This window comes from Vibrio bivalvicida, assembly GCF_001399455.2.
Classification (GTDB): Bacteria; Pseudomonadota; Gammaproteobacteria; order Enterobacterales; family Vibrionaceae; genus Vibrio; species Vibrio bivalvicida.
The window spans coordinates 316,703-340,264 of sequence record NZ_LLEI02000021.1 but is presented as its reverse complement, the minus strand read 5'-3'; the positions used below and the strand labels follow the sequence as shown (position 1 = coordinate 340,264).

The window sequence follows — 23,562 nt, the reverse complement described above, 5'->3', positions numbered from 1 at the left end:
TGAGAACAGTTCCAGTTGTTACTACATGCAAACCAAGGGACGATTTTAGCTATGATTGAGTTTTGGCGATTTAAATCTGTTGATCTTGAAAACTACAATTTACTCCAAGGAGAGTTCCATTACTCTTTGGTTTTTCTTTCCGTTCTCGTCTCTAGCTTAGCCGCTTATTCTTGCTTAATCGTCATAGAGAGAATGTGGAGTTCCAATGAATTAAAAACGGTCAGCTTGTGGCGTTTGTTTGGCAGTGTCGTATTTGGCCTAGGTGTATGGGCAATGCATTTCACTGGAATGCTAGCTTATATGGTTCCAGCTCAAATGTCTTATCATCCAGGCATAACCGCGTTGTCATTTGTCCCTCCGGTTGTGGGGGCCTACTTTGCTTTCCAAGTACTTTATAGCCAAAGATTCTCGCTTTTAGACATTGCGCTCAGTGCACTTTACTTAGCGCTTGGCATTGGCTCCATGCACTACCTTGGTATGGAAGCGATGCAAATAGACGCTCTGATGGTCTATGATTTCGCGTGGTTCATTTTATCTATCTTCATCGCCTTTTTGTTTGCCTGTATTTCTATTTACATGATCAAAATTCGAAATCGTCATTATGGGGAAAACGCGACCAATCGAGCACTCATTGCCCCTATTATGGGTCTTTCGGTTGCTGGTATGCATTACACGGCGATGGGCGCTGTAAGTTTCTACGCACTTGAGAGCACACCTGAGATGATGGGGAGTCATATGAACGACGCCCATAACATTGCATTGATAGTCGCTCTATTTGTGCTGCTAATTTGCGCGGCTACTTTTGTCGCCTCTATTGTCGACCAACGACTGCAGCTCGCCGAACACTCGATTGTTCAAAGTAAACTGCGTGAGCAAGATATACTCAACAACCTTGCCGATGGCGTTATCATCGTCGATCAAGAAGGAATGATCGAAAGCGTCAATGATATGGGATTAAGGATGTTTGATTATCAACGCGAGATGATCGATAACCAAAATATCGAAGACTTGATGCCAGCATTCGACAAAGTATCACTGCAAAATGGTGCGAGTAGTGACCTTGAGCATAGAAGTAACTTAACTACAGAAGGCATCAAAAAAGATGGTAAATCATTCCCGATAGAGGTCAGCCTATCGGCAATCGCAATACGTAATCAAGAGACAAAACTATTTAACTGTGTCATTCGTGACATCTCAAAACGTATGGAACTAGAGCAGCAATTGCGGCAAGCACAAAAACTCGAATCTATGGGCCAACTCGCTGCTGGGATCGCCCATGAAATTAACACTCCAACTCAGTATGTCTCTGATAATACGATTTTTTTGAAGGACGCCTTTCAAACTTGCCTTAATACTATTGGCCAGATTAGAGAAACCGTTGAAAGATCAGACAATGAGTCCGTTGACGACTTACGCCAACATATTAAAAGTGAAATCGTTGACAGTGATATGGACTTTATTGCCGAAGAGATCCCACTCGCACTTGATCAATCTTTGGAAGGGTTACAACGTATTGGAAAAATCGTTAAAGCGATGAAATCTTTCTCGCACTCTAGTAACCACGAAATGCATCAAGTCGACATTGCGGAAGCGATTGAATCAACGATTACTATCGCTCGCGGCGAGTGGCGCTACGTTGCCGAAGTCGAAACCAACTTTGATTCCAGATTGCCCGCTATTCCTTGTTATCGAGATGAGTTCAACCAAGTGATGCTCAACTTCATTATTAATGCCGCTCACGCCATTGAGGAAAGATACGGCCGTCAAGATGGTACACTGGGCACCATTAAGATCTCCACTCACCTTGAAGACGATTCAGCCTTAATACGTATTCAAGATAACGGCACCGGCATTCCTAAGGACATTATCAATAGAATATTCGATCCGTTTTTCACCACAAAAGACGTTGGCAAAGGCACAGGACAAGGGTTGAGTTTGGCTTACTCGGTGATCGTCGACTTACATAAAGGAACAATATCCACTGAAAGTACCGAAGGCGAAGGGGCCACATTCACGATCTCATTACCGTTGACCGACTTTAGAATTAGTACAACAGAGAGGCTCGATAATGAAGCTGCTGCTAGTTGATGATGAACGCATGATCCTAAATGGATTAAAGCGAGCCCTTTTTGGAACTGGATGGAAGATATTTACCGCAGAAGGCGGTGAAGAGGCTTTGCAGTTTTTAGAAGAGCATGAGGTCGATTTAATTATCTCGGATATGCTTATGCCCGGAATGAATGGTGCAGAGTTACTTGAAGAAGTGAGTAAAAGGCATCCTGGAATTATACGCGCTTCACTCTCTGGCTATTCAGACCCCGACATAACCATTAGAGGGGGTTTTTTCGCTCACCAAGCCTTCATGAAACCCTGTGATCCCAGTGTCATCAAAGCAGAGGTGAAACGCATAGAAGAAATCCTTGAGCTGTTCCCAGATCGCGTCATACAAAACGCAATTGGAACGATTACTTCATTGCCAGTAGCGCCAAAACTGTTCTTTGACGTCAAGCGCACCTTGGCCGACCCAAACTCATCAATGCATGATGTGGCTAAGCTTATTAGTGAAGAGCCCGCAATGTGTGCCAAAATCATTCAAATCTCAAACAATGCCATTTTTAGAGGTCGCAAAGAGATAAAGAGCATTTCAGAAGCAATTACTCGTTTGGGTGGACAAGTCGTCACCAATATTATCGCTATGCTTGAGGTGTATTCTGTTTCTATGAACGAACCCAGCAAACCCCTTGAGAAGATTCAATCTCACAGCTTAAAGGTGGCTAAATTAGCTTCGACATTGGTCGAGCCCGATCTCAGAGATACTACTTTTCTAATTGGCATCCTTCATCGCATTGGCGAGTATGTCAGAATGAAAATAGCCCCAGATCTAATGAGCGCGTTTCTTAATCCTAAAACGAAGGGCAACGATAAATCTCACCTTGAGCGTTACCTGTTCAAAACTAAGTCAGAACAACTTGGCGGCTATCTACTCTATTTTTGGGGCTTTCCTTTACCGATCATTGAAGGTGTACTAACCCATGATGATCCTGAAAAACTGGTGCAATCTAAATTCAATTCGGCATGCGCTGTCTATGTTGCCACCTGTATCCTCACTGGAAAACCCGTCGACGAAAAGTTCAAGGCTCACTTTGAATTAGAAAGCACGGTTGCCGTGTTGGAACAAAACCATCAAACCTGAGTAACAATTGCAAGTAAAACTTCGATTACCCGACATACCTAAGTGTGGTTTGTCACTCAAGCTTCTAGTATTCTTTGCTCTAGTAGCTCGAGTTGACAATAAGCTTAATTAAGTTATGGTTTGAGTCTCTCGACTCTCCTTGTTTTATCATACAGTGCACCTATATATGTCAACACCTGATATCAAATTCATTGCCACCGATATGGATGGCACGCTTCTCGATGAAAATAGCCAACTCAATCCTGAGTTTTTCAACCTATACCAACAACTTGAAGAGAAAGGCGTTATCTTCGCTGCGGCCTCAGGGCGACAGTACTACAGCCTAATGGAAACCTTCTCACCGATTAACAATCGGATGATGTTCATTGCCGAAAACGGCACTTTAGTGATGCATAAGGGTGAGGAGCTCTATAGCTGCGAGATCGATAAACCTTCGATCAAATCGATTATTGAGGCTGCTAGAGGCATTTCCGGTACGCAAATTGTTCTATGTGGCAAACATTCCGCGTATATCGAGACGCAAGACCCGCAAGCGCTTGAGGAGTTCGCTAAGTATTACTACAAGTGCCAGTATGTAGAAGATCTACTCGAAGTAGATGACGACTTCATCAAGATCGCCATCTGCCATTTTGACGGCACAGAAGAGTTGGTTTTCCCTACTTTCGACAAAGAGTTTGGTCAGACACATCAGGTAGTTGTTAGTGCGAAAATATGGCTAGACGTGATGAACGCTGAAGCTTCAAAAGGCGCTGCGATCGAGCACCTACAAAACACGCTCAACTTTACCCACGAGCAAACCATGAGTTTTGGTGACTATCTCAATGATTTAGAGATGCTTAAGGCGAGCTATCATTCATACGCAATGGATAATGCTCACCCTAAGATTAAAGAGATTGCACGCTTTCAGGCGCCAAGCAATCGTGAGGCTGGTGTATTTACCGTCATTCAGCGTGAACTACTAAGCTAAGCTTGATATAGCTCTAACGGTAAGCCGTCAGGATCTTTGAAAAAGGTGAACGGCTTACCAGTAAACTCATCAATTCGAATCGGCTCAACTTCCACATCACACTTCATCAAATAAGCGGCGTACTGCTCTACCGAATCAACGCTAAATGCCAAGTGCCTTAAACCCTGCGCTTCGGGACTGGTTGGCCTTGCTGGCGGATTAGGAAAAGAGAACAACTCAATCTGTCCCCCATCAGGTAAAGCAAGGTCAAGTTTGTAGGAATCCCGCTCGGCGCGGTAGTTTTCAGCGATAACTGCTAACTTCAGAACTTGGGTATAGAAACGTTTTGAAACCTCGTAATCCGAACAAATAACCGCAACATGATGTATTCTTTTGAGCTCCACGAATCCTCCTACTCAATAACCAGTGAGCCGTCTTGATTGAACTGCCAAAAATCGGCGTAGGCCACTTCCCATAAATAACCATCTGGATCAGAGAAATAACCGCTGTAGCCACCCCAGAACACATCCTGTGCTGGTTTTTCTAGCTTGGCACCGGCACTGACCGCAAGCGCTAACACCTCATCCACTTCCTGCTTTGAACGGGTATTGTGTGCGAGCGTCACCCCACTAAAGCCCTCTTTCACAACCGCCATATCCAGCGAAACATCTTTTGCTAATGCATCTAACGGATACAAAGCTAAGCACACGCCACCCGTTTTGAAAAAGATGATCCCCTCTTCAGGATTCTTGGAAGAAGGAAAACCTAACTTGGAATAAAACTGATATGAGCGCTCTAAATCCTGCACCCCTAAAGTAATTATGCTGACACGTGGTTCCATAACCCTTCTCCTTTAGTTCTTATTCGAGTCTGATTGATTGTCGCTATTGTGGTCACCAACCAACTCTAAACGTTTGGCAATCTCTTGCTGTTGGTTCGATATAGAATCCAATGCCTGAGCAGTAGTCTTAATCGCTCCAGCCATCGAAGAAATATTCTGCGTAGCTCGAACCAGTGTTTCTTGCATTGGGCGTAAAATCAACCATGCAATCGCGGCAATGACCAACACAATGACGAGTCCTATCACGCCGATAACCAGCAAAATTTGCGAGCGTAAGTCATTAAGAAAGCGCTCACTTTCTGTCGCAACAGTTTGCCTAGAATGTTCAAAAGCCCCCGGCATTGCGGCTACCGACTGTTTAGACAATACCACCAGTTGATTAAGGTTATCTACGGTGTCAGTCAATAGCTGCTGTTGCTCATCATTCAAGTTTCCACTTTGCGCGATGCTGTTAAGCGCAACGCCAACTTGGTCGAGAGACTGACGGGTATCCTGAATCGCACCTTCGATTCCGTCGAGCTCTAGCATCATATTTACATTGATAAACGCATTTTCGCGCGCTTCTTCTATGGGCTCTGCAAATACTAGACAAGCCCATAAGCTTAGTATGACTCCAAACGTTAGCTTCATACGATTCCTTTATCCTGACTATGCACTGCCTCGAATAATAGACTGCTGTCTTGTTGATGACCATTCAAACCTGAAGCGAAAGCCAAAAAACGCTATCTCTCTGACGTTTCTTAACAAACACAAAAAAGCCGACAACTGAATTGTCGGCATTTTAACGTTTTACTCATTACCAAAGCGCAGGATGATTAAACCCTTCTACGCATGTTGGACGACTTTCAAGCGCTTGAATCATGTCTGAAGATAAGGTCTGCACCATCCAACCATGGGGGAAGCTCAGTGTTAACGGTGCCTTAAACTGCTCTTCAGAGGTCGGATTGAAACCCACTCTAGTGTAGAAGTTGGGGTCACCATATGTGAAAGCTAACTTCACACCTTGGCTGCGCATCTCCTCTAAACCATGACGGATTAATGCTTGCCCAATCCCCTGTCCTTGATACTCAGTGCTAACCGCTACCGGTGCCATCAAGAAACTTGCGTGCTCCTCCTCAAAAGCAAGTCGAGTAAATAGAATGCTCGCAACAATCTTCTGTTCATCTCTCGCAACAAAAATCGCGATGTCTTGCTCTGGTGTCGTCTCTACTAGTGTGTTCACTAGAGTGCCAATAACTTTTCCTTCCTCTACGCCTTCAGAGTCTCCAAAGGTTTTAGTGAATAACTGAATAAGTTCGTCTGTCTCTTTCGGCTTAAATAGACCGTAGTTCATAGTGTGTTCCTCTTTAAAGTTTATGCGCGCAGCTTAAACTGTAAAGCTGTAGACAGGTCAACACTGACTGATCAAAAAAATTCACCCTGTTTTAAGAATAAATATCTGATAGTTGAACTCACCATTGCGGTTGTCATAAGCAGAGATCTCGCGGTTCAAATCCACGAGAGCAGATGATCCAGCTAACTCTTGAGCGAGCTCATTCACCCGATCTTTTAGCGGTTGGTAATAGTTGTCCCAAGCTTGATTACTCACAGGGAATGAATCAACTAGCCGATATCCCGCTCGCTTTGCTTGCTGAATGCGAGCCTCTACTGTGGTCATATCTGGATACTCTTTGTGCCAAAAGCTCAAGGCATCAGACGATGGCTCATCAACACTCCAGACCAGATCACTGAGCACCAGATAGCCACCTTCTGACAAGAGATGTCGCCACTCTTTGAAAGCGTTTTCGACTCCCATAATGTAAGCACTGGTCTCACACCAAATCAGATCAAACTGCTTAGATTCAAATGGCAATTTTGCCATATTGGCGCACACGGTAGTCACACGTTTTGTTTCACCGAGTTGCTGCATGATTTGATTGATATTCTCTAATGCATACTCTTCATTATCGACCGCTGTAATGTGCGCTTGGGTATGCTCTAGCAATGTTCGGGTCGCGATGCCCTGCCCGCAACCAATTTCTAAAACATGCTTAGGTGTAAAGTGCAGCTTCTGAATCGCTGAACGCGTATCTTGTTGGCTTCCGGGTCCCCAACACGCGAGTTGGCTGAAAACCAAGTCAAAGTCTCGCATATAGCGATCATGTTCATTCATATCTTTTGATAACCATTTCAAACGCATGGCCTGTTTCTCATCAAAACCTTGTTTGATCAGCCAGTCTAAATGCGCATCAGGGGCAAGTTGGTCGAGGGTATCGTGCCACTCGCTAAGAGAACTTTCGCCTAATAGCGCAGCGAGCAGTTCGCGGGACTTTTGTTTTTGCGAGATTTCGTGATCGAGCTGATTCAGCCTGTCTTTCAATAAATCACGATTGATTTGTGCGTCTAAGCAAGCCTGACATTCTTTCAACGTCAAACCGCCAGCCTGCAACTTTTGTAGTAGGAGCAAGCGTTGGAGATCTTTGTCATTGTAGGAGCGATAGCCGTTCGCTTGTCTCGTTCCTTTAATGATACCTAGCTTTTCGTAATAAAGCAGAGTGGTACGAGAAATGCCCGCCCGCTCTGCTAATTTGGAAATCTTGTACATCCGTCCACTCATAGCTTCTAGTCGATACCATTAACTCTAAACTATAAAGCTATAGACAGGTCAACCTAGCTGACTATTTTCTCACTGGTATTTCGCCTTCGGTAAGATAACCATCATTGTTTCTATCAAATCGGCTGAAATCTTTCGCCAACTTTCCTTTTGCTTCAAGTCGAGAGATTTTTCCATCTCCATTTCGATCCATACGCGAAAAGTGTCCGTTGCTCGAACCAGCCATATTTTGCTTGCCTTTTGACGACATAGAAGCATTAGTTCCACCATTTTGGTAACTTTCTACTGGTCGTTTAGCTATGGTCGGCTGCTGAACAAATTCGACACCACCACCAGCAACACATCGAACCATGTTATCAATTCGAATCGCGTCTCCCTGAGGGCCATGTCCAGTCGGGTATTGACTCGCGTCTCCGGTTTTAGGGTCGCTACGCTGAGAACCCGCACCATGAACATCAATCCAAGCATTGCGCATATAACCTAAGGATGATCCGAAGGCGACATACGCACCATGCCCACCATGTCTCATGTTTTCGTGAGTGGTGCTACTCCAGTAATTCGCGTAATCCTTGCGGTTTGCTTCACTGGTGATCACTGTCGTATTGAAAATTGGGTCAATTGCCGCGCTGTTAGTTGTGGCTGGCGAACGCGTGTAATCAACAATAGATTGCAGTTCCTTCACGCTTGGTAGCCTCCAGTCGCTTCTGCTCGCCAGTTCAAGGTTTTCACAGTAGGCCAAGGCTTGAGGAAAATCCATCTCCGACTTGCTATCAGACTGCTGCCAGATAAGACTCGTTGCACTATCAGTGATGGTACCGTTGTTATTATCTACAAATTTGTTGAGGCCGTAATCTGGGTTACCGCGCACGGCGAGGACATAAAAGGTTTTGTCACCGCCGCGCGGACTCGCAATGCCATAACCCTTAATCCGTCCATCAATAAAATTAACGCCAAACACCGTTTCATCTTTGTTCATGGTGGTAGAAACATACTTGGTGCTCGACACAAACTGACTGTCAATCAGCCTTTCGCCAGAATGAACATCTCCCGCATTCATGTCGAAGTATCTTGCATCAAGGAAAGGAATCATCTTAACGGTGCCGGGCTGATTAACACCACTTGGGTCTTGGCCATCAAACAAAATCAAAGAATAGAGATCTTTAATCGAGGGCAAGCGCCAATCGCTATAACCACCATGATTCAATGAGGCGACGTAATCCAATGCATCGTCATAACTCAGCTTATCTTGTGCATCTATCTTGCCATCGCCATTGAGATCCGTTGACTGTGTCCACATAAGACCCGTCACGTTGTCACTTACGGTACCATTGCTATTTTTGGTGTAGCTTGGTGTGTTTCCTTGATACTGAGCATCTTGTCCAAAAGTGGCATCAGAAGAAGAGGGACAAGACGTCAATGTGTTTCTAACTCCAAAACATTGACTTTGGTTGGTCTCTACAATCGGTGTGGTCAACTCGTTTGCATTAGCCGCACTAGACCATATGGCTAAACTAGCTATAGCTAACAAACTTTTAATTGGCGCATTTTTCATTGTCATTCCTTGTTTACTCAACGTACTCATAGTCTAGGCAGTGGCAAGTAAAGAAACACATTCAGAGCGTAAAGGTATGTAAAGCTATTGATACGGTATTGGCTGGACAAACCATTATTAAATATCGTCCATAATGCAGTGCAGCCTATCTATAAGGTGGTAAACTAAAGTATTAATAATCTGAAGTTTTAGACCTTTAAGATAACAACCCCTAATAAGTGAGACTACCTGATTTAATGAAACTCCTTTTTACCATAATGGTTCCCATTTTGGCATGGATTGCCGCAGCTCCGACTTATGCTGCCTGCAATGTTGCGGCTGATCAGGACTTCCTATACTCACATATTACTCCTCAAGATCGCCCAATGCTTGAGTTTTACTATCATTCATTATGCCGCCCAGGGTCCGACAGCTTTAGCGAAGTAAGGCTGCCTAGTAATGCTTCTGCTTCTTCTCAAGCACTTTATTACTTTGCTCTTGGCAATTTAAAAAAGTACGAAGGAATAACAAGCTCAAGCATCCCTGATATGGAAAAACTCGGGACTGAGAACAACATAAACTGGATAATTGCAGAAGCTAAACTCAATCAAGCACTTAAACTTATTGATGCCGACTTGTTACTCCAAGCGGAATACCTTCTCAATGAGGTAGTGCCTGTTGCTCGTGAAATTGGTTATCGACGCCTTCTTGCTCGTACTTATCGCTGGTTAGGAAACATAAAAGTTCAGCGTTCCGATATCAAAGCCAGTTTGAATTACTACAAAACCGCATACGAACTGGTCAGTGAGATTGGTGATGACTTTCAAACCACTATGACACTAAACAATATTGCCACCGTCTATATGCAGTCTGAAGATTGGAAGCGTGCTGGCAAATATATCCAACGTGCATTGAAACTCTATACTGACAACAAATATGACAACAGCCTATTTGAGGCCATTTTATTTGCCAATTCAAGCGCTATCTATTTCGCAACGGGGCAGAATGAGCAAGCCCGAGACTATATAAAAAAAGCACTAAAACAAGCAGAAAAAACGGGCTCAAATCGAATAAAAATTTCGACCTTATCCAACATGTCACAATTATTTTCTACCGTTGGTCAACCCAAAGAAGCGCTCGCGATGGCGAAGCGTTGCGTACTGCAGGCAGAAAAAGCCTCGAATTCAAGCCTTATGTTGGCGAGCTGCTATGAAGCCTATTCAAGCGCTTATCTAATGCAGCACGACTATCAGCAAGCCATCACATATGCCCATAAAGTTCTTAATATTTTGCATACTTCAGAGAGTAAAGAGATCACATGGGAAATGGACATTCTATCAAAACTTGTCGAAGCACATGAAGCAATAGGCAACTATGAAAAAGCACTTAAGTTCATGAAACAAAAATACTTAGTGCGTAAAAACTATTACCGCCAAACTTATAACGAAGACATACTCAGTGAAAAAAGTGCCTTAGAAAGGCGCCTGAATAAGAGAGAGATCGAGCTACTCGAAGCAAAAAACCAACTCCAGACCATTACTTTAAAAGAGCAGCGCTCGCGTGAGATCCTCTACGCAGCACTGTTTTTGATATTGGCCTATTTTGTTGCTCGCAGTGTATTCCGCTTAAAGCGAGCGAACTTGGAATTGCGTAACCAAAACACCACTGACCCATTAACTGGGGCTTATAATCGACGCTTTTTGGAAAATTGGCTGGAGCAATCGCCCTCTTCAATGCAAAGTCCTATTGATGTCGTTAGCGTAATTGATATTGATAGCTTTAAATTGTTTAACGATACGTATGGCCATGAAGTTGGGGATCTAGTCCTTAAGGAAACGGTTGTAACTTTACAAAATAGCTTACGAAAAAAAGACATTTTGGTTCGATGGGGGGGCGAAGAGTTTGTTTTAATTATGCCTATGGACAACTTAGACAAACTTGAAGAAACCCTAGAAAGGCTCAGGGCGAACGTCGAACAGCATATCGCTCATCATAATGAGCAGCAATTTAGTATCACGGTCTCCATCGGTGCTTCGTCATGCAAAAGAGAACTTCTTGCCGAAGAGTGGGAAACCGTATTCGCACAAGCAGATGCTGCTTTGTACCAAGCCAAAGATGCAGGCCGAAATCGCTATCAGATTCACTCAAATCAAGCTTGATTCAACGCTTCATTTTTTAACCGTCCCTGCTACCCAAAATTCGTTCTCCCTTGACTGCACCTGCTCTGCAAGGAAGTCAACAAAGCATCGAATTCGCGCTGTTCTGCGCAGATCGCTGTGCATCAATAACCAAATGCTGCGATAGGGAATTGGCTTCTAGAAAGGCGCACGAACTAAGTTTGAATGCCCGTATGAATACATTAGCTTCTCGGCGACCCAAACTGGCACTATAATTACCAAGCTGCAAGTTTAAAGTAATATCCGGATAGCGCTTCGAAAACAGCGCCAAATCATCCATTAGTGAAGCCAAAGCCATCCCATGAGGCATAGAGACATACACCGTTTCCACGGGGTCAGAGTCTCTGCCGATGATCATTATCGACGCAGATGTCATCTCGTCTTCAACTTTTTCTGCATAAGGCAGTACTCATTGTACTGCCTTGCTTAATAAATCTATGCTTTCACCGCTTCAATCGATACCTTTTTAAAGGGGTTTGAGTTGCCAATAAACACTCCAACACCGACCAAAACAATGCCTAAAACATGAACCCATTCAACATGCTGACCAAAGTAGATAGAAATCAGTAAAGTAAACACAGGCATGATATTGAACAACGATGCCGTTTTATCCGGTCCAAGGACTATCGCACCTTTCATCCAAAAGTAATATGCAATCAAAGTTCCGAATAGGCTCATATAGGTTATTAGTGCCAAATCCTGAACACCAATAGAATCGATACTTTTGCCAAAATCACTTTGAAGAGTTGCGATAAATAGCATTTGCATAGCACCAATGCTCAACACCCACCTCAGTTGCTGTCCTACAGGTATATGAGGTGTCAAACGCTTCGCTAAAATCGTATATAAACAACCACTCAACAAGGCGCACGCCATAAGAATGTCACCAATATTCAGTGCTATTGACGTCGTTTCTCCACCCGTAATGACAATAATCACTCCAACAAAGCTCACTAACGCACCTAAGATTGTTTTATACGAAATGGGGGAATTAAGAATGAGCCCTGAGAGCAAAATAGCGACTAGAGGCATATTTGCTTGAACGACTGCCGCATTGACGGGAACAGTGAAAGTCATCGCATAAAAAATTGAACAGTTTTGTAGAGTGACGCCGATTGTCGCGATGATAAACAACGAGAACATGTCTTTACTCTTAAGCTTTACTTCATGTGGGTATCGCATACCCCATCTCAATATCAGTAAAATCAAAGCAGCTATTGAAAATCTTAAAGCTGCGGAAACTAGCGGCGATATATTTCCATCGATAGCTTTAATGACGTTAAAGTTGCTAGACCAGAAAAAGATAGCGATAACAACGCCGCCCCAAACAGATAAATGTTTAGACATAAAGTCTCCTTATAAACTTGACTCAGCAAGGTTATATATTTCATAGTTGCCTTTTAATAGACACTTATGGGAGGGGTGATTTCAAATATGGAATCTCATTCTCTAGACGATTTATATTTATTTGTTTCCATAGCGCGTTATCGCAGCCTTACACAAGCCTCTGAGCATTTAAATATTCCTCTTGCAACCTTGAGCCGAAAGCTTAAAAAGCTAGAAACTAGCTTAGGATGTCGATTGCTCAACAGAAGTGCGCATCACTTCGTATTAACACCAGATGGAGAAAGGTATAGGCAGCAATGTGAACCTTTACTTCAAGGTTTAGAAAACGTTACAACTCGCATTGCAACCGAGCGCCAGTCTCTATCGGGCACACTCAAGATATCAGCCCCAATCAACATGACCCAAATGTGGTTAAAGAGATGTGTCTATGAATTTTCGGAAAAGCATCCCAACATATGCATTGATTTAGATGTGCAAAATGAAAAGGTCAACCTAGTTTCCAATCGAATCGACGTCACATTTCGTCTCGGGGATCTCATCGAGCAGGATTGGATTGCTCGTAAACTTTGGTCCATTCCTTTCGGGCTATGCGCATCACGGAGTTACTTAGAGCAGTACGAACCAATCACTCATCCTAAACAACTGGTTAATCATCGACTAATTACTTTAAACAACGACCGCACTTGGACGTTAATCAACCAGCTAACCAATGAAACATATTGTGAGCAGCCTAAATGTCATTTCGCTTCTAATGATGTTCTACTTGTCCGCGATGCAGTCATTCAAGGACTGGGGATTGCTTGGATACCCACCTATTATTTTCATGACCTTAATCAGGAACACTTCAACCTACAGCCGTTGTTGCCTGACTGGCTGGCTCCCGGTAAAGAAGTCTATATGATGTATAGAGACAGAGGAAATCGCCCAGCAAGAGTCGATGCTTTTATTGAGCATGTTATTGATTGGAAAAACCGATTTAAAATGTTTATCTAGCCCTAAGTAAATACTTAGATGGCTATGGTTAAAAAGCCGGTACTGGGTAGTGCTTGCTCCCAAATAGCCCTAGCTAAAGAAAACACTTTTACTTTCTACTAGTACAACCACCCAACTCGAAAAGATACGCCAACAATAACAAACAGTATTGAGAAAACAGTAACCGGAATAATGTGCAATGCCATATCAGTGAGATTAGATTCTGATAATTTAGGAATCACTCGGAACCTTGCATCTAATGCGAATAGAAAAGTGAGCAATAGCAGAGTAAGTTTAGCGGCAATCCCGTGCGAAATTGGAATAGACATATCAATCCATAAACTCACATCAGGTAACATTCTGTATGCCAACATAAGCCCTGTAATGATTTGAATAACTAGCGCAGGCATACCTATTTTTTCATAGACAGATTCAAAATCCAAAAGTCTCTGGGCAGAGCGTTCTCGTAGCACCCTAGGCAGCACGACCACAGCTAGTACGATATGTCCTCCTGTCCAAATAGTCGCCGCGAGTATATGTAATGTGACTAACAAACCATACATGTTTTGTCCCTTCTCTACTGGTTAGGCAGACCGCATTGAGCGATGCGAGATTGATTACCTTCAATAGTGACACCTCACAAAAATGAGAACCATAATCAATATCAATTAATTGATAGTTAATTAATTCCCCACCTGAACCTTTTGACAAAAATCTATCCAGTAAAACTATTCAGCTACAGCAAGTTAGTTGGATTTTGATTACACTAAACTTTTAGAGTTTGTAGAGCCGTTCCATTGCTGACCAATAAAACGCTGACTTTCGCTACGGCGAATCTGTTTAATTTTGTAGAGCCTCCAAAGGCGTTTTACGACTTTGAAAACATCTATGATGGCGAAGCATGGAAAGAGAAGTGTCGCTGGACTCAAGAAAAACTCAACATCCTAAACGCGGACATTGTTGGTGTTCAAGAGGTGTTTAGTATCGACGCCGCGCGAATCTTATTTGAAGAACTAGGCTACCCTCATTTTGCGGTCGTCGACGAACCTCATCTAGAGCAGGACTATATTTGCTCTCAACCCGTTGTCGCCATTGCATCACGATACCCAATTGTCAGCGTCAGTGCCGTCACTCCGCTAACTTCGATTGAAGAGAGCTATCAGGTTAAGGCTCCCGACTTTAGCCGCAAACCAATTCATGCCACGGTCGAGATACCAGATATCGGCGAGGTAGCCGTTTATGTCTGTCACCTTAAGTCACAACGGCCAATAGACAGCCTTGATGCTGAGAAAGCTCACTCACTCTTGGGTCAATGGTTATCAAGCCAGCAAAGGGGATGGGAAGCGGTTATGCTACGAGTGTTTATGGAACAGCTATATAATAACCACCCAATCCCAACGGTGCTGATGGGAGATATGAACCAAGCGATAAGCAGCAATATTACTGGTTTACTGACTCAGCAACTCAATGAAGATGATAAACAACTCAGGCTAAGAGATAGCTGGCAGCTTCAACCTACATCGGCATTTGAAAGTGAGCGACCGCCTACTCACTATCATTTTGCTAAAGGGAATGTGCTCGACTACATTCTGCTGTCACAGGAGTTTCAACCCGACTCTCAGTATTCGATGGCTGACGTCACAGAGTACCAAACACTGGATGCCCACTTGATCAACCCAAGCTTTGAAAAAGACAAGAAAGCCAGTGACCATGCCTTTGTCGCTGTAACAGTTCAGTTTGTTCTATAAGCTAAAACGAGTGACATCCACTCGTTTTCTGCTTACTTAACTGCACCCAATTTTTGGTTCCTCTCCCATAAGCCAAGAGATCCACCTTCTCTTCGAGTTCAATATAAAACCCTCTTCGGCACCGATACCACCAGTGATGAATCCATCTATGGGAGCATCACTTAGGTTAAGCGAAAACCGCCAATTTTTACTATTTATTCGTTGACCATGTTGAATTGCCTGATTAAGTTGCTCACTAACCACATAAAGGGTAAAACCCTTTGCTTCGCTGATCCCTAACCCAGAATCTGACACACTACCGATAGCCACTGGCAGCTCCATAGTACAATCGCGACCATCGGGATCTGAAAAACGGTAGATGGCATTTCCAACCCTTCCTTTTAGCCAAACTAATTGTCCTTGGGTCATTTGATCTGCGACGATAACGCCTAACGAATTGGATGGCACTTCCTGCGAGGCAACAGCAACTGCGGAAGCCGAACATAGAAATAGAAGCTTGATGACGTTTTTCATGCTGACGCCTCCTCAGTCATATGCGTAAGAGTCGGTTGAGCTAACAGGTAAACCAACCAAAATGGCCCTGCAATGGGGACGAAAAACACAAAGCCCCAATATCCTGTTTTACCACTATCGTGGAGCCTTCGAGCTATAGCAGAAAGAGTAGGAATTAAGCTCAAAATGCCATAGGTAGCATCAAACCAACTTTTCATCGCAACATCAGCCAATATACAAACCAAACTAACCAAGGCATGTACAAGGAAGAACCACCAAAATTCCTGTTTCGACGAGCAGCCAGAGAAGTCAAAACTGCGCCTCCACGCCAATAAATAAAACCGCATAAATGTCACTCCTTTATAAACAACAAGGAGATTTTCAGGCGATTTCGAATCTAAAAAGACCTAAATCGCGTTCTAGGTCGTCTCAAAACCGGCATTTGTCCTATTATTGGTTTTAATTAAATTTCAAAGAGTTATCCTTATTGGTACTCGAAACGGAATCAAACTTCATCTAGGACCGATTATGCTCGCCATTCCTGTGCCTTTTGTTGTCTCAATGCTACTTGGGCTATTAGCGATTACGCTCTATTTGCGTTTCGAGCGACAAACCAAAGCAGCTTGTTTGTTTCTAGGGTTGTGCGCAACAACAATCGCTATGGTAGGTTTGAGATGGACATTTGATGTCTCACTGTTTAACTTTTTCCAGCCCGTTTTAGCTTCTCTGATTCCGGTTTGTGCTTGGTTCGTTTTTTCGGCATCAACGCAAAGAAACTTATGGTCACTAGTAAAGCACTTTGTCGCGCCTGCATACATATTGACTAGCGTGGCTACTCAAGATTGGTTGTCACTCCCTATAGATGAAGTTCTCACTCTTACCTATATCGGTTATGGCATTGGGTTGATCCGGTTTGCAGGAAAAGAGTCCTTATTGATCAATGTTTCTCTAGGAAGTTGGGATAACGTTAAGAAAGCAGAGAGTATTGCGGGTTGGATGTTACTGTTTTCAGCACTCGTCGATACATTGATGTCACTGGATTTCGCTTACAACAAAGGGGAGATGTCGTTATATATACTGACTGTTGCCCACCTAGTATTGTTGCCGACGCTCTCTATTGCTGTCGTTATTGTTGGCATAAACACACCTATCTCAGAGACTGAGAACGCTGAAGCACAGCCAGATCATTTGATAAGTAATACTGTTTCTACAATGACGATGTCACAAGAGCGAGCTATCGAGATTACGTCTTTGTTAGATGAGAAAATACGTCGAGAGTCTCTGTATCTCGATCCCGATTTAACACTCGCGAAACTTAGCCGTAAACTCGTCATACCCGCTAAGCATATTTCTATCGCAGTCAATCAAGTACATGCTCAAAATATTTCTAAACTCATAAACTCTTACCGCGTTTGCCATGCAAAACAGGCGCTACGCAGCTCTCAAGATACCGTGACACAGATTTTCATGAATAGTGGCTTTCAGACTAAATCAAATTTTAACCGGGAATTTTCAAGAATCACTGGTATGACCCCAAGTCAGTATCGTAAAGCTAAATCAGCGCAATAAACCTAACCATCTGAGTTCGTTGACACAAACATTGAACTTAAACTTAATTACGACTTAGAACTACGCCTAACTGACTAAAGTAGCGACTGCTATACTAGAGAAAACCCATCTCTTGAACGGTACTAATGAAAGTTCGCGCAATACTGTTGTTTTTCTTATTGTTACCCATTCAAGTTATGAGTGCAGAGATCGCGCTGTTTGTTCCGCGAACAGAGAGTGCTTCGTGGCAATCACAAATAAGATTTGCCCAAGCGGCTGCCAATGACCTTGGCGTTACCTTACATGTCTATGATGCAGAGAACCAACCCGAGACCATGTTGAAGCAAGTCTCCCAAGCATGTGAGAAAGGCGTAGATGGTGTTCTGTTCATGAACTACGAACAGATAGGTGAAAAGCTGCTTACCATTACTGAGAAGTGCAAAATACCGAGTATTCTTTTCAACACAGGGTTTAACTCCCGCGATTTTCTCCCTCGAACCAAATATCGTTACTGGATTGGAGAAATTACTCCTAACGATATCAAAGCAGGTTCCGTTTTGGCCGAGCAACTGCTGCTAAAAGCCAATGGTCAGATCAACAAAGTAAAAATGCTGGTGCTCAATGGTAATCTCAAGGAGTTATCGGCAATCGAGAGAAACCAAGGGCTTTATCAATTTATACGGCACAACCCGAGCGTAACTGTTGTTGCAGAAAGTGACTCCAATATGAGTTGGGGGCGTGAAGAAGCGAAACGCCAATTTAAGCATTTTTACCAACGTCATCCTGAGATCAACATGGTATGGGCCGCCTCTGACACTATCGCATTAGGTGCCAGAGATGCCATGCGAGAGCTAGAGTTACCGCTAAATTCCATCTATATCGGAGGAGTGGATTGGCTACCGGAAGCACTTAGAGTAATTGAAGAGGGAGAGCCCTATATCTCGGTTGGCGGTCACTTTACCGAAGCGGCGTGGAGCATGATCTTGTTGAACGACTATCTTGATGGTCACGATTTTATTGCTGAATCCACCCAGTTTCGCTCCCCATTCTATTCAATCAATCATGCCAATGTAGCCATGTTTCAAAGCTTTATTGACGACAATTGGCAACGTATTGATTTTCAGGCGCTCTCTAAACAACATGAGAGCGATAAACTATATAACTTCAGCATCAAATTCCTACTTGATGGTTATTATCAAAACACCAAAGCACTCAAGTTGACCGATGAAGAAGTAGAATGGTTAAGAGATCATAACGAACTAAGGTTAGCAATTGATATAGATTGGCCGCCGTTTGAGTATGTCGACGGTAGTGGAGAGTATCAGGGCATTGCTGCCGACTACATTAAGCTGATCGCTCAGCGCTTAGGGATAGAGCTTGTTCCCAGTACCAATATGAGTTGGTCTGAGGTTGTTGAAGCTTCAAAACAGCGAGCACTAGACATTTACCCTGCTCTTCCTGTCACGCAAGATCGTGAGCAATATCTGGACTTCACTCGCCCATACCTCAGTTTTCCACTCATGATTATCACCAATCAAGACATTCCTTATGTGCGCGATATTGAGGCTCTCAATGGTATGCAGGTTGCAGCGGTAGAAGGGTATAGCTCATACGAACTACTGCGAGACAATCACCCACAAATCAAGCTGTATGCGGCTGAAAACGTATCAGATGCTCTGCAATCCGTCGCATCAGGCAAAGTAGATGCATACGTAGGTAATATTGCAACCGCCAACTATGTTATGACACGCGAAGGGTATAGCAACCTTAAAGTCTCAGGGCTCACACCGTATCGAATTGATCTAAGAATGGCAGTGCGAAGCGACTGGCCAATCCTTAACAGCATCTTGCAGAAGTCTTTGGACGCCCTCTCTGAAGAAGAGAAACAAACCATCTACTCCCGATGGGTAACGGTTAGATACGAACACGGAGTGGATTATAGTCTCGTGTGGAAAATCGCTCTTGTGTCACTGTCGGTGTTAATTTTACTAAGTTACTGGACGAGCAAACTCTCCAAGTTAAATGACAAACTCAATAGCGAAATTACCGAGCGAAAGCAGATAGAACAGCAGCTGTTACATGAGAAAAACAAAATCGAGCAGCTGTCGATTACTGACCCTTTAACAGGACTGTTTAACCGCCGTTACTATAACAAAAAGCTCCCTACAGAAATCTTACGAGCGCAGAGCACCCAAGACTGGCTGAGTTTTGTAATTATTGATGTCGATGACTTCAAGCAATACAACGACCATTACGGACATCTTAACGGTGACAAACAGCTCGTCGAGTTTGCTAATGCCCTGAAAAAGCAGTGTCAGCAAAGTTCTGATTACTGCTTCCGCCTGGGCGGAGAGGAATTTGGGGTGCTGTTTACGGGGCGTTCTCCAGAAGAAGCCATATCGTTCGTCAACCAAATCCGACTGGAGATTGAATCGTTACAGTTAGAGCACCAGTTTAGCCGCGCTTCTGATGTTATTACGGCTTCGTTCGGAATAGTGACGACCAACAAACCTAAGTACACGATGGAACAACTTTATGAAACCGCTGATGCCGCCCTCTATGATGCCAAAGAGAGCGGCCGTAACACGGTTGTTGTTAAAGAGCTAAAGTAGCGAACTTAAGCCTTTAGCCGATTAAAACTCGTTACTCAGGTTGTAAGTTTCATTTACCCCACTTTCCTGCACAAAGTCCTCATCGTGACTGACCAAGACAAATGCTCCACCGTACTGATTTAACGTCTCAGCAAGTAACTGCTTAGACTCCAGATCGAGGTGGTTATCAGGCTCATCCAACAAAAGTACCGGCTGAGTTGGCTGGTGGCTGACTACCAGCATTGACAACTTCATTTTCTCGCCACCACTTAGCTGCTTGACTGTGCGGAAAACCGAACCACGCCGAAAACCGATACCTGCTAACAAAGTTCGGGATTCTGCTTCCACTAGTCCACTGCACATCTCCATCACCGCCTCTAACAGAGTTTTGGTGTTATCTAACAAGCCAAAGTGTTGGTCTAAGTAAAATAACGGCGTATTGAGATAACAGTCACCGCTGAGCAAAGTACTTTTACCCCGCAAGATATTAAGTAAGGTAGACTTGCCTGACCCATTGCCCCCATGCAACCAAAGTTTGCTAGTTCCCGTTAGCTGCAAGTGAATAGGCTCCTGGCAGCCATAAGGTAAGACACCATTGACTATCGAAACTAGCTGTCCTTTCCGGCCTCCATGATTTTCACCCATATAGAACTTTTGCGCTTTTAACTGCTCACTCCTCTTGTTCAAAGCGTGCTCTTTCTTATCGAGCAGCTCTCGACGACTGTTTTCGTTTTTCAGCTTGTTAGACATGGTTCGCTCAGCACTGTCTTTCATACCATCAAGCAAGATTTTAGGTTGGCTGCCACTTCTGCGCGCTTTCATTCCTTTTGCTTGTCTTTGCTCGGCTTTCTCTTTGTTCTTCTGCGCTTGTCGCTCAAGCCTTTTTTGTTCCTTGTGGACACTGTCTAGTTGACGTTCAACCGCAGTAACTTCGAGCTCCTTTTGACTTCTATAGTCATCATAGTTACCGCCATATTGGGCTAACCCCAAGGTTGAAAGCTCCCATATTTGCTCCATTTCTCGCAATAAAAAGCGATCATGACTTATAAGCAAAATATGACCCGTGAAGGCATTCATTTGCTCACGAAGCCACTCGCGGCCCTGTTTGTCTAAATGGTTGGATGGTTCATCAAGCACAAGCAGCTGCGCTTCAGATTGAAACAGTTGCCACAACTGCAAGCGTGCGAGTTGCCCACCACTTAGCTCTGAACAGAGAAAGTCCGTGTTTCGCGGTAACTGCATCTCACCAAGCTGGGATTCGAGCTCTTGTTTCAAAGACCATTGCTCTCCGACAATTTCGAACAACTGTTCGTCGCAATCCCCTTGCTCAATTTTCGCCAAAGCGCGAAGAACACTCTCGACCCCAAGGTACTGCGCAACCGAGATATTGCCATCCAGTAGCTTTGAAGGTAATTGAGTGTAGGTTTTCACGCTCGCATTTAACGCGACTTCACCCTGAGTGGGATAAAGAGCCTTGGTTAGAATAGAGGCGAGAATCGACTTCCCCACCCCGTTACGTCCGACTAACCCAACTTTAGATTGCGTTAACGAACAACAGATATCACTGAAAAGCACTTCGCCATTGTCGAAGTGGTAGCTGATTTTATTGGCTTGTATAACTGGCATAAATTGCCTCCTGTTAGACAGGATTAGGCATTGCACGTAGCAAACAGATCGCAAACAAATGCGATAAAAAACAATCTTGTATAAGAGAAGTCATGCTCGATTGAGCACAGACGGAGCTACGCCGACTAACCCTGTGAAATCCTAAAAACGATGTAAAACTGGATAACAGGTGTTAGTTATTCATATTGGCGTAATCTCCTAAAGAAGTGATGGCGGGAGTATAGGGTAATCTTTGTTCAAACTTCAAGCACTAAAAAATAAAGAGATGATCAACCGCACACATAAGCTTGTTCATCTCTTTATCTCGAATTGTAATTAATCGACTTGCTGAACCGAAATACGGTTTTTGAACTCGAAGACCTTTTCTGCACACACATCAATGCAACGTCCGCAGCTCATACAGTCTTGGCTCATGACTCGTCGGTCACCTTCTTTTAGCGGTTGACGCAAAATCTCTGGCTCTGGGCAAACATTGTAGCAATCCATGCATTTGGTGCAGTCTTCACGACGCACTGCTGAAACACGAAGTAAGCTCTTTGAACCAATCACACCGTAGGTTGCACCTAGCGGGCATAAGTGACCGCACCAGCCGTGTTCAACAAGCAGCAAGTCTAGCAAGAAGACCATAACAATCAGTATCCAGCCAGCCCCCATTCCAAACACCAATCCACGATGAAGGGTGGCAACCGGATCAATCCACGCCCAAAGCACGCTTCCCGAAATTGCGCTGCCAATAAGTAGTACTGGAATCAACCAGTAACGAAGTTTAGATGACCAACGGTAGCTCGCCTTTAAATTGAGCTTTCTTCTCAGCCAAGCGGCGAAGTCGGTAACGATATTAAGTGGGCAAACCCAGCCGCAAAAAGCACGCGGGCTCACTACAGCATAAAATACCACCACAATGGCGAAGCCAATCAAAGCGGTGAGTTCAGGCATATGCCCTGCTGCGAGTGTTTGAAGAACAATTAATGGATCACTAAACGGAATGACATCAAACAGATTGCTAGACGATAGGTTGCCCTTTAGTACACCTAAGGTTGGCCCTGCCATGAACAACGCAATGATGCTGAGCTGACATACACGGCGCAGCAGCAAGAAGCGATGAGCCTTCCACCAGCCGAGTTCTCGGATTGCGTCTTTTCCTGCATCTTTCGCTAGATTCTTAGCCATTAGAGCTTACCTCCTAGCGTTTCTAACGCTTCTACAGGCACTTCCGGCGCGCTATTTTCCAGTGACTTGGTTACCTCTTCCCAACCCAATTGGTAGTGAGCTCCCATCTTGCCTTTCGCGAGCTCTGTTGGAATGATCTTAATTGCGGCAACTTCGGTCACACAAGCCTGCTCACATTTGCCACAACCTGTACATTTGTCCGAATGAACGGTTGGAATGAGCTTCGCGTGATAGCCCGTTCGTTCATTACGAATATGCTCAAGGGTTATTGCTTCATCGACCAGCGGGCAAACGCGATAACAGACATCGCAGCGCAAACCTTGCCAGTTAAGGCAGCTTTCATGGTCAATCAAGACCGCGGTACCCATGCGAGCATCATCGATATTGGTCAGATTAGGGTCAAGTGCTCCGGTTGGACAAGCAGGCACACAAGGGATGTCTTCACACATCTCGCATGGAATTTTGCGCGCATTAAAGTAAGGCGTTCCTGATTCAACAGAAGAGAGTAGCGTTGCCAATTTCAAGGTATCATAAGGGCAGGCCTGAACACATAGACCGCAGCGAGTACATGCGGCTTCAAATTCCCCTTTAGGGAGCGCTCCCGGTGGTCGAACGGGCACACCTTCTCCGTTTCTTGCCTGACTTTGCGTCGACTGAAGTCCCAATACTGTCGCAGCGACTCCGACCCCTGCGGCCGTTCGTGCGGCATCGCGTAAGAACCGGCGTCGACTCTCTGATAGCTTTGAATTAGACGAACTCATGACCCAATACCTCTCGCCTTCGCTTA

General features: G+C 44.2%; 21 protein-coding genes. 8 read left to right on the top strand and 13 right to left on the bottom strand.

Features of this window, described 5'->3' with window-relative positions; genetic code table 11:
• The first annotated feature begins 51 nt into the window (after nt 1-51).
• From APB76_RS06840 to APB76_RS06830, 3 genes are all read left to right on the top strand, one after another.
• On the top strand, nt 52-2,088 hold the full coding sequence (locus APB76_RS06840) for an MHYT domain-containing protein (protein WP_054961007.1): 2,037 nt from the start codon (nt 52-54) through the stop codon (nt 2,086-2,088).
• Entirely contained in the window at nt 2,069-3,193 is a 1,125-nt protein-coding gene (locus tag APB76_RS06835) for an HDOD domain-containing protein (RefSeq protein ID WP_049844777.1), read from the top strand. Before APB76_RS06840 ends, APB76_RS06835 begins: the two co-directional genes overlap by 20 nt.
• A gap of 166 nt (nt 3,194-3,359) precedes the next feature.
• Nucleotides 3,360-4,160 (top strand): Cof-type HAD-IIB family hydrolase, encoded by an 801-nt coding sequence (locus APB76_RS06830; protein ID WP_054961008.1) that lies wholly within the window; start codon nt 3,360-3,362, stop codon nt 4,158-4,160.
• Here the strand turns inward: APB76_RS06830 and gloA2 are convergent.
• From gloA2 to APB76_RS06800, 6 genes are all read right to left on the bottom strand, one after another.
• Nucleotides 4,157-4,543 (bottom strand): SMU1112c/YaeR family gloxylase I-like metalloprotein, encoded by a 387-nt coding sequence (gloA2, locus tag APB76_RS06825; protein WP_049844775.1) that lies wholly within the window; start codon nt 4,541-4,543, stop codon nt 4,157-4,159. The genes APB76_RS06830 and gloA2 overlap by 4 nt on opposite strands.
• An 8-nt stretch (nt 4,544-4,551) precedes the next feature.
• The gene (locus APB76_RS06820) at nt 4,552-4,980 is read right to left on the bottom strand and encodes a VOC family protein (RefSeq protein ID WP_054961009.1); all 429 of its coding nucleotides are present in this window, start codon (nt 4,978-4,980) and stop codon (nt 4,552-4,554) included.
• Nucleotides 4,981-4,992: 12 nt separating this feature from the next.
• Complete coding sequence (locus tag APB76_RS06815; protein ID WP_054961010.1) at nt 4,993-5,610, bottom strand: hypothetical protein; 618 nt, start codon at nt 5,608-5,610, stop codon at nt 4,993-4,995.
• Nucleotides 5,611-5,776: 166 nt separating this feature from the next.
• On the bottom strand, nt 5,777-6,313 hold the full coding sequence (locus APB76_RS06810) for a GNAT family N-acetyltransferase (protein ID WP_054961011.1): 537 nt from the start codon (nt 6,311-6,313) through the stop codon (nt 5,777-5,779).
• Between the two features lie 81 nt (nt 6,314-6,394).
• On the bottom strand, nt 6,395-7,564 hold the full coding sequence (locus tag APB76_RS06805) for a MerR family transcriptional regulator (protein ID WP_054961012.1): 1,170 nt from the start codon (nt 7,562-7,564) through the stop codon (nt 6,395-6,397).
• Between the two features lie 73 nt (nt 7,565-7,637).
• On the bottom strand, nt 7,638-9,125 hold the full coding sequence (locus tag APB76_RS06800; protein WP_054961013.1) for an Lcl domain-containing protein: 1,488 nt from the start codon (nt 9,123-9,125) through the stop codon (nt 7,638-7,640).
• A gap of 269 nt (nt 9,126-9,394) precedes the next feature.
• Here APB76_RS06800 and APB76_RS06795 point away from each other — a divergent pair, with 269 nt between their 5' ends.
• A complete protein-coding gene (locus tag APB76_RS06795) occupies nt 9,395-11,263 on the top strand; it encodes a tetratricopeptide repeat-containing diguanylate cyclase (RefSeq protein ID WP_237767883.1) in 1,869 nt (622 codons plus the stop codon).
• 453 nt (nt 11,264-11,716) lie between these two features.
• Here APB76_RS06795 and APB76_RS06785 read toward each other — a convergent pair whose 3' ends face one another.
• Nucleotides 11,717-12,628: a DMT family transporter gene (locus APB76_RS06785; RefSeq protein ID WP_054961016.1), complete on the bottom strand. Its 912-nt coding sequence runs from the start codon at nt 12,626-12,628 to the stop codon at nt 11,717-11,719.
• 87 nt (nt 12,629-12,715) lie between these two features.
• On the opposite strand from APB76_RS06785, the gene APB76_RS06780 reads away from it, so the two are divergent.
• Nucleotides 12,716-13,621, top strand: coding sequence for a LysR family transcriptional regulator (locus APB76_RS06780; RefSeq protein WP_054961221.1), 906 nt, complete (start codon nt 12,716-12,718; stop codon nt 13,619-13,621).
• A gap of 98 nt (nt 13,622-13,719) precedes the next feature.
• On the opposite strand, the gene APB76_RS06775 is transcribed toward APB76_RS06780, so the two are convergent.
• Nucleotides 13,720-14,163, bottom strand: coding sequence for a CopD family protein (locus APB76_RS06775; RefSeq protein ID WP_049844764.1), 444 nt, complete (start codon nt 14,161-14,163; stop codon nt 13,720-13,722).
• Nucleotides 14,164-14,397: 234 nt separating this feature from the next.
• Here APB76_RS06775 and APB76_RS06770 point away from each other — a divergent pair, with 234 nt between their 5' ends.
• Nucleotides 14,398-15,348, top strand: a complete 951-nt coding sequence (locus tag APB76_RS06770) for an endonuclease/exonuclease/phosphatase family protein (protein ID WP_054961017.1) — start codon at nt 14,398-14,400, stop codon at nt 15,346-15,348.
• Between the two features lie 36 nt (nt 15,349-15,384).
• On the opposite strand, the gene APB76_RS06765 is transcribed toward APB76_RS06770, so the two are convergent.
• Both APB76_RS06765 and APB76_RS06760 read right to left on the bottom strand, forming a co-directional pair.
• Nucleotides 15,385-15,861: a hypothetical protein gene (locus APB76_RS06765; RefSeq protein WP_049844762.1), complete on the bottom strand. Its 477-nt coding sequence runs from the start codon at nt 15,859-15,861 to the stop codon at nt 15,385-15,387.
• Nucleotides 15,858-16,187: a DUF805 domain-containing protein gene (locus APB76_RS06760; RefSeq protein ID WP_049844761.1), complete on the bottom strand. Its 330-nt coding sequence runs from the start codon at nt 16,185-16,187 to the stop codon at nt 15,858-15,860. Before APB76_RS06760 ends, APB76_RS06765 begins: the two co-directional genes overlap by 4 nt.
• A gap of 181 nt (nt 16,188-16,368) precedes the next feature.
• On the opposite strand from APB76_RS06760, the gene APB76_RS06755 reads away from it, so the two are divergent.
• Nucleotides 16,369-17,409, top strand: coding sequence for a helix-turn-helix domain-containing protein (locus tag APB76_RS06755; RefSeq protein ID WP_054961018.1), 1,041 nt, complete (start codon nt 16,369-16,371; stop codon nt 17,407-17,409).
• 125 nt (nt 17,410-17,534) lie between these two features.
• On the top strand, nt 17,535-20,000 hold the full coding sequence (locus APB76_RS06750; protein ID WP_049844759.1) for a diguanylate cyclase: 2,466 nt from the start codon (nt 17,535-17,537) through the stop codon (nt 19,998-20,000).
• Nucleotides 20,001-20,021: 21 nt separating this feature from the next.
• Here the strand turns inward: APB76_RS06750 and APB76_RS06745 are convergent, their stop codons facing one another.
• The 3 genes from APB76_RS06745 to napG all read right to left on the bottom strand — a co-directional run bounded on the left by APB76_RS06745 (nt 20,022) and on the right by napG (nt 23,536).
• Nucleotides 20,022-21,605, bottom strand: coding sequence for an ATP-binding cassette domain-containing protein (locus tag APB76_RS06745; protein ID WP_054961019.1), 1,584 nt, complete (start codon nt 21,603-21,605; stop codon nt 20,022-20,024).
• A gap of 315 nt (nt 21,606-21,920) precedes the next feature.
• Nucleotides 21,921-22,775, bottom strand: coding sequence for a quinol dehydrogenase ferredoxin subunit NapH (gene napH, locus APB76_RS06740; protein WP_049844757.1), 855 nt, complete (start codon nt 22,773-22,775; stop codon nt 21,921-21,923).
• The gene (napG, locus tag APB76_RS06735) at nt 22,775-23,536 is read right to left on the bottom strand and encodes a ferredoxin-type protein NapG (protein WP_038197251.1); all 762 of its coding nucleotides are present in this window, start codon (nt 23,534-23,536) and stop codon (nt 22,775-22,777) included. The genes napH and napG overlap by 1 nt, the downstream gene beginning before the upstream one ends.
• Between the last annotated feature and the right edge of the window lie 26 nt (nt 23,537-23,562).